General features: G+C 47.6%; 8 protein-coding genes and 1 pseudogene (1 of these 9 cut by a window edge). All 9 read left to right on the top strand.

What is annotated here, in order from left to right; translation table 11 throughout:
• Position 1 precedes the first annotated feature (1 nt).
• Positions 2-688, top strand: a pseudogene (locus N5910_RS09480) (response regulator); the annotation flags it as partial.
• A gap of 305 nt (positions 689-993) precedes the next feature.
• Positions 994-1,335 (top strand): GAF domain-containing protein, encoded by a 342-nt coding sequence (locus N5910_RS01590; RefSeq protein WP_390893156.1) that lies wholly within the window; start codon positions 994-996, stop codon positions 1,333-1,335.
• 27 nt (positions 1,336-1,362) lie between these two features.
• Positions 1,363-3,765, top strand: coding sequence for a U32 family peptidase (locus N5910_RS01585; protein ID WP_191216356.1), 2,403 nt, complete (start codon positions 1,363-1,365; stop codon positions 3,763-3,765).
• Between the two features lie 171 nt (positions 3,766-3,936).
• Positions 3,937-5,862, top strand: coding sequence for a MutS-related protein (locus tag N5910_RS01580; protein ID WP_145924505.1), 1,926 nt, complete (start codon positions 3,937-3,939; stop codon positions 5,860-5,862).
• A 24-nt stretch (positions 5,863-5,886) separates the two neighbouring features.
• Positions 5,887-6,951 (top strand): hypothetical protein, encoded by a 1,065-nt coding sequence (locus N5910_RS01575; RefSeq protein WP_074358442.1) that lies wholly within the window; start codon positions 5,887-5,889, stop codon positions 6,949-6,951.
• Entirely contained in the window at positions 6,944-7,735 is a 792-nt protein-coding gene (gene otsB, locus N5910_RS01570) for a trehalose-phosphatase (RefSeq protein WP_074358441.1), read from the top strand. The genes N5910_RS01575 and otsB overlap by 8 nt, the downstream gene beginning before the upstream one ends.
• A gap of 71 nt (positions 7,736-7,806) precedes the next feature.
• Complete coding sequence (locus tag N5910_RS01565; protein ID WP_261599683.1) at positions 7,807-8,958, top strand: nucleotidyltransferase family protein; 1,152 nt, start codon at positions 7,807-7,809, stop codon at positions 8,956-8,958.
• 1 nt (position 8,959) lies between these two features.
• Positions 8,960-10,258 carry a phosphohexomutase domain-containing protein gene (locus tag N5910_RS01560; protein WP_261599682.1) on the top strand — a complete coding sequence of 433 codons (1,299 nt, stop codon included), beginning with the start codon at positions 8,960-8,962 and terminating at the stop codon, positions 10,256-10,258.
• On the top strand, positions 10,251-11,474 hold the 5' portion of the coding sequence (locus N5910_RS01555) for a glycosyltransferase family 20 protein (RefSeq protein WP_261599681.1). It continues 264 nt past the right edge of the window; 1,224 of the gene's 1,488 nt are visible here — the first part of the coding sequence; it begins with the start codon at positions 10,251-10,253; the stop codon falls past the right edge of the window. Before N5910_RS01560 ends, N5910_RS01555 begins: the two co-directional genes overlap by 8 nt.

Raw genomic sequence — 11,474 nt, 5'->3', positions numbered from 1 at the left:
CATGTCTAAGGCTAGGGTTATGGTGGTGGAAGATGAAAGCATAGTTGCGATTGACATAACCCAGAGACTTGAATCCCTGGGCTATGAGGTAACCGCCACCGCCTCCACCGGCGAAAAGGCTGTTGAAATGGCTAAAAAGACAAAGCCAGACATAATACTCATGGACATAGTTCTTAAAGGAGATATGGATGGTATAGAGGCTGCTGAAGAGATATCAAAACATCTTAAGGTCCCCATAGTTTACATAACCGCCTATTCTGATGAAGAGACCCTTAAAAGGGCCAAGGTAACTGGGCCCTTCGGTTACATAATAAAACCCTTCGAGGACCGCGAACTCCACAGCATCATTGAAGTGGCCCTCTACAAGCATGAACTTGAGAAGAAACTGACCGAGAGCAATGAACTCTTCAGGGCCATACTAACCTCACTTACAGACATACTCTTCACGGTTGACTCCCATGGAACCCTAACCATGGTATCCTCTGGGCCCCTTGAAAGGTATGGACTTTCAGAGGAGGATGTTACGGGTAAGAAGATCCATGAAGTATTCGATGACGATATAAACATGGAGATGGTCAGGAGGGCCCTTGAGGGGGAGTCTGTAAGCTACGAATGGACATGGTCAGCCCATGAAGAATTTCACTTCCAGACGACAATGTCACCGCTCCGCGACTTTGAAGAAAGGATAACCGGAGCTGTAGGGATACACAGGGATGTCACCGAGGCTGCTGCCGCCAGGAAGGCCCTTGAAATGGAGACCATGATAAACAGGAGCCTTGCAGAGTTATCCCGGAAGCTTCTCCAGCCCCTGACACTTGAAGAGATCTTAGAGAGTATCGCTGAAAACGCCATGAAACTGACAGGGAGCCGTTACTCCCTTGCAGGTTTCTTCGAATCCCCCGGCAGACTCAAAAATTACTCCCTCGGAGGGGATGTCCTGGAAGAGTGCCATGTTAAGGGTGAGGGTTCAGAGTACCTTAAGATGGGTGGCCTCTGGGACTGGGTCCTGGAAAACAGAAAGCCAATCATGACCAACAACCCGGGGAGGACCCGAGGTCAGGGGGTGTCCCTGGGGGTCATGTTGAACTTTCAAACTTCCTTGCAGCACCATCCATCCTCAACGGTGAACTTGCTGGTATAGTTGCAGTTTCAGGGAAGGATGGTGACTACACAGAGAGGGACCTTGAAACCGTTGAACGCCTGGCAGACATATACGCCCTTGCAATACATAGAAAGCTGGAAGAGGATCGTGTGAAGGCCAGTGAAGAGAAAAACAGGGCCCTAGTTGAAAAGTTCCTCAAGATAGTTACAGAGGTCCTTGAGGAGCTGAAATAGGCTATTTTTTAAGATGGAGGATGGAATTTGGAAATCCCCGAGCTCCTTGCACCTGCAGGTTCCCCCAGGGCACTGAAGGTTGCGCTCAATGCAGGGGCTGACGCCGTCTACCTCTCAGGAAAGGACTTCGGTGCAAGGCACTATGCAGAAAACTTCAGCCGGGATGAACTTCAGGAGGCCATCAGGGAGGCCCACCTCCTGGACCGGAAGGTCTATGTCACCCTGAACACCCTCATAAAGAACTCTGAACTCCCTGAGGTGTCTGAATACCTCCAGGACCTCTACAGTATGGGGGCCGATGCCGTTATAATCCAGGACCCTGCACTCCTGGTTCTGAGGGATGAGCTCTCCATTGACATACCATTCCATGCATCAACCCAGATGACCATACACAGCAGGGCCGGTGTGGAGTGGGCTGAAAGGATGAAGATTGACCGGGTGATACTTGCAAGGGAGCTCTCATTTGATGAGGTCCAGGAAATTGTAAGGGCATCGGGTGTTGAGGTTGAAATATTCGTTCATGGAGCCATATGCTACAGTTACTCTGGACAGTGCCTTCTCTCATCCTTCATCGGCGGCAGGAGCGGGAACAGGGGGCGCTGCGCCCAGCCCTGCAGGAAAAGGTATGATCTCGTGCAGCTCCATCCATCAAAAAGAAGAATCTCCCTGGATGATGGATTCCTTCTCTCAACCGCGGACCTCTCAACCTACCGGCGGCTTGACAGAATAGTTGATACCGGTGTTGCGGGCCTCAAGATAGAAGGCAGGATGAGATCACCTGAATACGTGGCGGTGGTGGTTGACGTCTACCGGAGGGCCCTCGACGAAATAAAGGAGGGTGGATGGAAGCCTTCAAGTAAGGAAGCCGAGAGGCTGATGCTGACCTTCAACAGGAAACTCAGCAGGGGTTACCTCTTCGGGGATGATGTGATGGCCCGGGACTACCCCGGGGACAGGGGCCTCCCCATAGGATACGTCAGGGGGTATTCAGGACAGATGCTATCCATAGGGTTAACCTCCAGAACCATCCCTGAGCGGGGCGATGGACTATTCTTTGAGGCAATCGGTAAAGGCCTTTACCTCGGTGAACACAGCATCAGGAACAGGACACTCACCCTCAGGGCCGGGCCGGTTCCCTCAGGTAGCAGGGTTTACCTGACCCGGAGAAGATCCCTTAAGAGATTCGTCGAGGACCTGGAAAAAAGGCCTCCCCTGAAGGTGTGGGATGTTGAAATCTCCTTCACTGTAGATAGCGACGGTCATGTCCTGCTTACAGGGGAAGTATCCGTCCATGGTAAGGTCCTGAGGGAATCTGTTGAAACAGAATTTGAAAGGGCCATCAGAAGGCCCCTTGAACCCGAAACCATAAAGAAGCAGATACTTAAATCAGGTTACAGTCCCTTCAGGTTGATTCTCGCCGATTTCAGTTACCCTGGAGGCCTTTTCGCACCCCTGAGCGAACTTAACAGGATTCGGAGGGAGCTTCTCTCGGGACTTGAGGAGGGTATAATAGATGAGATGGGTTCCTATCCTGAAAGAAACCTGAAGCTCCCAAGAAAAGATAAACATGGCGGTAGAGTCTCAGGGGACCCCTGCATATCCGCCTGTGTTGAAAGCCATGAGGGTATGATATCTGCCCTCGAAGCCGGTGCGGGGAGGGTTTACCTTGAACCACAGGTCCATCTGAACTTCAGGGAATGCGACCCTGGAAAACTTGAGGGCGTCCTCCTGAAGGCTGAAAGGTCCGCCTCAGGGTATGATGCTGAATTTGTCTGGAAATGGCCCGATATAACCCATGAAAGGGTGCTTGAAAGGCTCCTTGAACTTGAAGAGGAACTGTCCCTTGATGTTATGGTTGGTGGTTATGGTGCTGCGGAGCTCCTTGAGGATATGGATGTCAGGGTCTATGGATCAGCATCCCTCAACATATACAACAGGCTCTCCGCTGATCTGATGCATGACATCTTCCATATGCTAACAGTGTCCCCTGAACTCTCCCATGAGGACCTCAGGGGCCTTGAATCAGATGAAATCCTGGTGCACGGAAATCTCACCGCAATGATAAGCAGGGACAACATCTGGAGGGTTCTTCTGGATGACTTCAGGTTCCCGGAGGGTTCCAGATGGGGCCTCAGGGATGGTAGGGGGAAAATTTTTCCTCTTAACCAGCTCCTGAACTGTGAAACGGTTGTTATGAACTCTGCAGAGACCTGCCTCATAGACTTCATGCCATCACTCATTGATGACGGCTTCAGGAACTTTTCTGCTGACTGCCGCGTCCAGACACCTGAGAGGACCTTTAAGATTGTTAAATCCTACGTTGAGGCTGCTGAATCCCCCGATAAAATACCATCCCTTAAGAGGAGTATCTCGGATGGGAGCTGCGGGGGGATAACGGCATCCCACTTCACCAAGGGGCTGAGGGAGTAACTTTTTTTAAATATCATGCAAAGGTTTCATGAACATGTACTAAGTGTTCAGAGCACCCTCTGGCTGCAGCTCCATACTGGTGCAGGATAAATAACTATCTGATGGCCCCATGAATACTTGCCAGATGGACTCTGGATTCATATATATACCCTCAGATCCATAGTGATCCTGATGAACCCAGAGGATTCTGTTGAGTCAGTGCTCATCGGGATAAACGGAATAGGGGAAAAGCTTGCCCGGAAAATAATAGGGGAGTTTGGGGGTGAAGAAGAACTCCTCAGGGCTGTTGAGAACCTGGAAATTGACAGGCTGGCTGCTGTTGAGGGTATAAGTCAGCGCAAGGCTGTTGAAATTACAAGGGCCCTACTGGGAAATCCTGTCAGGAGCTTCCTCAAGACCGAGAGGGCCTTTCAGATACACCAGGAGATAATTGAGAGGATAATGTCCTATGCACATACCGAATATGCTAAAAACCGCATCATGCTCCTCCAGCCCTCCCCTGACATTTCATCTGCAGTGGAACACCTTGAAATGGTGATGAAGTCAAAGGAAATGGTTAACAGGCTCCCTGTTGAAAGAATCAGGCGGCTTCTGAGGAACATCATGAGACCCGAAACACCGAAGGCTATTTTTAACCCTGCAAGGGCCATACTTGTTGAGAACAGGAGGGACTATGATCATATAACGGACCTTGGCCTTAACCGTTACCACCCCGTCATCATCAATCCAGATCCCGGTGAACTTGAAGAGTATGAACTCATAATCTATGTCTACTCAGAGGGGACCCTGGATATTGAGGACGCCTTCAACATCATAATGGTCAGCAGCGACTCGAGTGAACATGAAATCGTACCGGAATCTGTTTTAAACTACTTCAGAAGAAACCTGGATCTCCTGAGGAACGCCCTTGAGCTTAAAAGGATGCTTGGAATGGAGACCTGTCTTGAAGAGGTAATGGCCATAATGGATGATGTTGAGGGCCTGGCAGCAGGGGAAGTTGACATTGAAGATGCCGTTAACTCGGTTAAAGCATGGGCCGATTCAAGGCTCAGGGAGCTTATAAAGAATGTTGACTTGCATGGAGACGAGGTTTTAACCCTCCTTAACCAGGGGATGACCGGTAAACTTGAAAAAATATTTGATGAAGTCCTGGGTGAGGCCAGGGACAGGATAAGGAAACTGACTGGAGTGGACTTCGATCCATTCATACGATCATATCCCCTTAAGATTGATCAGAGGGAACTTGACAGGGTCATCAAACTTGAATCCTCATCAATGTACCTGAAGGAGTTTGAAAGAAAGGTTGAAGCTGCAGGGCGTCTTTCAGAGCTCAGGGATTCTGTTGAAGAGGAGATAAGGGATCTTATGGAATTCGATTATTCCTTCGCCCTTGGACTCTTTGCAGCAGAGTACGGGCTTAAAGAACCTAAATTCGGGGATGAGTTATGCTTTAAGGGGGGACTCCACCTTAAACTTGCAAGATCAGAGAATCCCCAGAGGGTTAATTACAGTATAAGGCAGCCAGAAAATGTGGTGCTCCTTACCGGCGCAAACAGCGGAGGGAAAACAACCCTCCTTGAAACCATAACCCAGATCACCCTCATGGCCCAGATGGGCTTGCCTGTATGTGCGGAGAAAGCCACTGTTAAACCGGTTGAGGAGGTCTATTTTCTCTCAAAGAAAAGGTCACTTGATGCGGGTGCCTTCGAGTCATTCATAAGGACCTTCACACCCGTGACAACAAGTAAGAGCTCCAAACTGATACTCCTGGATGAACTTGAAGCCATAACCGAACTTGAGGCTGCAGTTAAAATCATAGCAACCTTCATAGAGTTCCTTGTTGAATCAGATTCCCTTGCAGTTATAGTCACCCATATGGCCCGTGAAATAGTTAAATACGTTGATGTGAGGGTTGATGGCATCGAGGCTAAGGGTCTTGATGAGAACTACAACCTCATTGTTGATAGAACGCCCCGGATGAACTACCTTGCAAGGAGCACACCTGAACTGATAATAAAGATGATCCATGAGAAATCAGATGATGATCTTAAAGAGGTCTACAGTAGGATACTTGAGAAGTTCCAAAATGAATATTAACATTCAATTACAGATAATCAATCGATGATAACCTCCATCCAGGAGTACCTTGAAGCCCTCAAACATGAGGACACCCAACTCCACAGGACCTTTAAAGTTATTTATGAAGTTACCTCATCAGAGGGATCCCTTAAAATACCTGAAGAAATGCTGAATCTTTTTGATGCCTCCTTTCTTGAATCTGCCAGGGGACAGAGGGTCATCAGCATCTACAATAAGTGGACAGGGGAGGGTGCTCTCTTTAATTCCATGAGGCTCAGGAAACCCGTCCACCACCACACCAGAGATGATTATCACCTGGAAATGCTCATGGACACTTCAGGATGTGACTTCTGCAGCCCTGAAACCCGCACACCAGAAGACGTCTTTGGGAGGATCAGGGGAGAACACTCCATAACAGCCTCCAATATAGCCAAGTATGATGCATGGAGCGGTCTTCTTATTTTTAAAAACCATAATCCCCTTCAATTTAATCTTAATGAATTATCAGATTACCTTAAAACATCTTCAAAGTGGTTTAAAGAGGCTGAAGCGGTTTCTGGATTTAATTATCCCCTTATCATATGGAACTGCCTCCCGAGGGCTGGCGCCTCCCAGGTACACGGACACATGCAGCTCCTCCTTGGACAGAGGCCATATGCACGGATAGGGCTCCTTGACAGGGTAGCAGGGATTTACCGTGCAAAATATGGTTCCTCCTACCATGAAGACGTCTTCAGGGTCCATGAGGCCCTTGGCCTTGGCATTGAATACTGTGATAAAGGGGTCTATGCAAGCATCACACCCGTCAAGGAGAGGGAGATTAACCTGATTTTCAGGTCAGACTATTCTGATGACCTGACCCTCCAGAGGCTTCTATTTAAAATCTTAAGGTATCTGATAGACGTGAAGGATGTCTGCAGTTTCAATTTGATGCTCCACCCGGTAAACGGTGCCATGGAAATTCCGGGCATCATCAGAATCGTTGACAGGGGTCCGATCTCATCCATGTCCTCGGATATTGGGGGTATGGAGCTTTTTGGAAGTTCCGTTATAGGTGAAGACCCCTACAGGTTGATGGATGAGCTCAGGTGTGTCTTGGATGCCTGAATACCTCTTTGATTCACTCCACGACATGGAATATCTAAAGGAACCTGAAGCTGCCATAATAACAGATGTTGATGGTACGATAAGTGAGATAGCACCCACACCGGAATCCGCCAGTGTAGATGATGAGATGAGGAAGGTTCTAGTGGAACTTTCCAGAAGGCACAGGGTCCTTGCATTTATAAGTGGAAGGTCCGTGGCCGATGCCCTCAGGATGGTGGGGGTCCCCGATGCCATCTACGTTGGAAACCATGGACTTGAGTACATCATGGATGGTGAATACCACAGTTTCGGTGAAGCTGAAAGGTACACCCCTATAATAAAAAGGTGCTTGATGGAGCTCAGGGATGAGATCCCTGAAAAGGGTGTGATATTTGAAGATAAGGGGATATGTTCCGCTGTACATTACAGGCAGTGCCGTGACCCTGAGGCGGCACGTGAAATGATACTTGAAACCCTTAAAAATATCCCTGAATCACGGAGGATACGCGTAGACGTCGGGAGAATGATTGTGGAGCTTAAACCCCCCATTGAATATAACAAGGGTGTTATTGTAAGGGAGATCATTGAAAGATACGGTGTGTCCTCTGCAGTGTACCTTGGGGATGATGTGACAGACGCCAATGCATTCAGGGAGCTCAGGAGGATGGAAGCCTCGGGTGAGGTCAGAGCAGCAACCATCATCGTATTATCAAAGGAGATACCCGATGATATAAAGAGCACCGCAGAGTTCTTTGTCTGCAGCGTTGATGAGGTGCTCAAATTTTTTAAATGGTTGCTGGAATGATGGACAAATTACAGGAATTCAAATATTTTTCCAAAAAAACCTTATTAAATAGAAGCCACATACACCTAATGATGACATCTGTGGTTATCATGGCCGGGGGTGAAGGTACAAGGATAAGGCCACTCACCTTCTCAAGGCCAAAGCCCCTGGTTCCCATCGTGAACAGGCCGATACTGGATTATATCTTCCACAGAATAACCTGTTCTGATTATGAAAAGGTTATAATGACCCTCGGGTATCTTAAAAACCAGATAGAATCCTATGCAGAATCCAGATATCCCGATGTCGATTTCCGGTTCCATGTAGAGAAAAAACCGCTTGGCACTGCTGGTGGTGTTAAGGCAGCTTCAGGACATATTGATGAAACATTCATAGTCCTCAGCGGTGACGTGCTCTTTGACCTTGACCTTAAGTCCCTTCTGAATTTTCATCGAAGCAGAGACGCCCTTGTCACCATAGCCCTCACACCCGTTGAAGACCCATCACACTATGGTATAGCAATACTTGACAGTGAAATGAAAATAAAGAGGTTCCATGAAAAACCCCGCCCCCATGAAGCCTTCAGTAAAATAGCAAATGCTGGAATCTATGTTATGGAACCTGAAATTCTTGATAAAATACCCTCAGGACCGGTTGATTTTTCAAAGGATGTCTTTCCAGAGTTAATAGAGGAGGATATGGGGGTCTACGGGTTCGTCTTCGATGGTTACTGGAATGATGTTGGTAAACCCGACACCTTCCTGAGGGCTAACCATGACGTTCTGAAGGGTTACCTGAAGCCCGACCCACCAGGTGAACTCATAAATGAAAGGCCCGGTCAGTTCGGGAATATATGGGTTGGTGAAGATGTCCGGATCGGCAGAAGGGTCCGTATCACCGGGCCCGCCGTCATCGGTGACGGTGCGGAGATAGGTGAGGGTGCATTCATAGGCCGAAACACCGTTCTTGGATCAGGCGTCAGCGTTGGTAGAGGAAGCATCATAAAGGGTTCGGTTATATTTGATGGTGGATCAATTGGAAGATCCTCTCACCTTATAAACTGCATCCTTGATGATGGCTCCGTAATCTCAGAGGAGTGCGTTATTGACAGGTGCGCCATGGTGGGCAGGGATGTTGAGATTGGGCCGGGCACGGTTATCAGATCCCGGCGAAGAATACGTGATAGGATCAGGATCATCCCGGGTTCACTCGTTGATTCCGATTACCTTATGAGGGGTGGTTAGGATGGCTGTCTATGTGCAGGATATAAGGGGAACTGTTAACAGGGATATAAACTGTGCATTCGCCCTTAACCTCGGGATGCTCATAGGAGACTATCTGAGGCCTGGAAGTGTTCTTATTGGGCGTGACGCCTACACACCCTCCCAGATGATAAAAAGGGCTATTGGAACCGGTCTGATGGCTGCAGGTATTGATGTAACTGACTTTGGGGTGGTTACAGTTCCCGTGATGCATCATAATCTCCAGGACCTTGACGCCAACCTCATGATAAATGTGTCCCGGTCACCGCTCAGGGCGGATGAGATAAATATAAAGATCCTCAGCAATCATGAAATACCCCTTGAACAGCGCCCCACAGGCCATGTGCCATGGAATAAGCTCGGGAAACTGAGATACTTGGACAACTACGCTGAATCCTATATTGAATCCGCCCTTGGTCTGATATCCTCTGCTGTGAAGGATACAGGCTTCATGGTCGTACTTGGCTTTGATGAAGGATCCCCCCCGGGAATTGAAGGTGAGATCCTTAATCTGCTCGAATGTCAGACTGTTAATGTAAGCTTCAGAGGATCTCTTTTCGGTGAAAGCTTCCCCCTTATCAATTCTTCCACCATATCAATGATTTCAGATATCGTGAAGGCCAGCGGTGCCGATATGGGGGTGGTGCTGGATAATGATCGGGACAGCGTATTTTTCATTGATGAAAGGGGGAATCCTATCAGGGACCAGACAGTTCTCTCCATTTTTGCAAAGCATTACCTAAAGGACCATGATGGGCCAATAGTATCCTCTGTGGTCTCATCAAGATCCCTTGAAGGAGTTAGCGGCGGGAGGCTCATCAGAACATCAGTGGACAGGGTGCTGAAGGAGGTTTATGAGAGGAGGGCTGTCTTTGGGGGGGATGAACCAGGAATGTACATCTTCCCTGAATTCCAGTACTGCTTTGATGGTACATTCGCCATTTTAAAGATGCTTGAGATAATGGCAGAGGAAAAAATGACCCTTAGTCAGCTTAAATCAGATATAGATGAGTACAGCCGGGTTGAATTCAGCGTGGACTGTCCCAATGAACTCAAGGATGCTGTGATCCAGAGACTGGTGAAATACTTCAGGGATAAGGAACCTGAGTTATGTGACGGTATAAGGGTTGAAGAGCCATCCTGCTTTATGCTTATAAGGGCCTCAAGATTTGAGCCCGCCTTAAGGATTTACATTGAATCAGAATCCTCTGAAAAAACCCAGAATAAGGCCCTGGATATCATGAAGCTTATAGAAACCCTTATGGGTGATATGAATGACTAAAGTACTGCAGGAACACCTTATGAAGTTTCTGGAAGATAAAAACCTTATAATAGTATCCAACAGAGGTCCTGTGGAATTTTCCAGGGATAATGGTAAGATTTTTATGAAAAGGGGTGCTGGAGGCCTTGTTTCAACAATACTTCCCCTTGTTGAAAGGTTTGAGGGCGTCTGGGTCTCCAGTGCAATGACACTTGAGGATGCGGAAGTTGCACTGGGTTACCCTGAAAACAGGGTGCCCGTGCCTCTGGATGATCCTAAATTCAATGTTTCATTCGTGGTTGTGGATCGTGAAGTATACGAGGATTACTACAGTGTCATAAGCAACCCCCTCCTATGGTTCCTTCAGCATTACATGTGGAATACCCCCTATGGTCCTGATATTGATGAAAGGATATATGATGCATGGGATAAGGGTTATGTGCATGTTAACAGGGAATTTGCATCCAGAGTTATTCAGGAGGTGGATAAAAACGATAAAGAACCCCTTATAATGCTGCAGGATTATCATCTATATCTCTGCCCTGGTTTCATAAAAAAGGAGATGCCTGAGGTATTTTTAAGTCACTTCATACATATCCCCTGGCCACAGCGGGACTACTTTAAAATTCTGCCTGAAGGGATGAGGGATGCCATAATGGAGGGTCTCCTCTCAAACAGGATTCTTGGTTTTCACATAGACAGGTACTGTAATAATTTCCTTGAATGCTGTGAAGATTCCGGTTATGATGTTGATTATGAGGAGCGATCCGTTATCAGGGATGGTGAGAGGACCTTTGTGAAGAGTTATCCAATATCCATTGATCCTGAAAGTATATACCGGACAGCAAATTCTCATCTGGCCATGGAAAAGGAGGATCTTGTTAAGAGGCTGAAGGGTGATATGTTCCTAATTTACCGTACAGACAGGGCGGATTTGAGTAAAAATATAATAAGGGGTTTCAAAGCCTATGAACTCTTTCTGAGGGAACATCCTGAATTTCATGGTAGGGTGAAGTTCCTGGCAACCGGTAAGCCAACAAGGCAGCAGATAAGGGAATACAGAGAATACATGGATAAAATCAGTGAAACCGTAGATGATATTAACAGGAGGTACGGTAATGAAGAATGGAAGCCCGTTGAATACATATGCCGTGCCGACTATGAACTTGTTGCCGCAGCGTTTAAGAGATATGACTGCTTGCTTGTAAACCCCATCGCTGATGGCATGAACATAGTA

It is taken from the genome of Methanothermobacter wolfeii (genome assembly GCF_025397995.1).
Classification (GTDB): domain Archaea; phylum Methanobacteriota; class Methanobacteria; order Methanobacteriales; family Methanothermobacteraceae; genus Methanothermobacter; species Methanothermobacter wolfei.
This window is presented reverse-complemented; position numbering and strand designations above follow the sequence as displayed.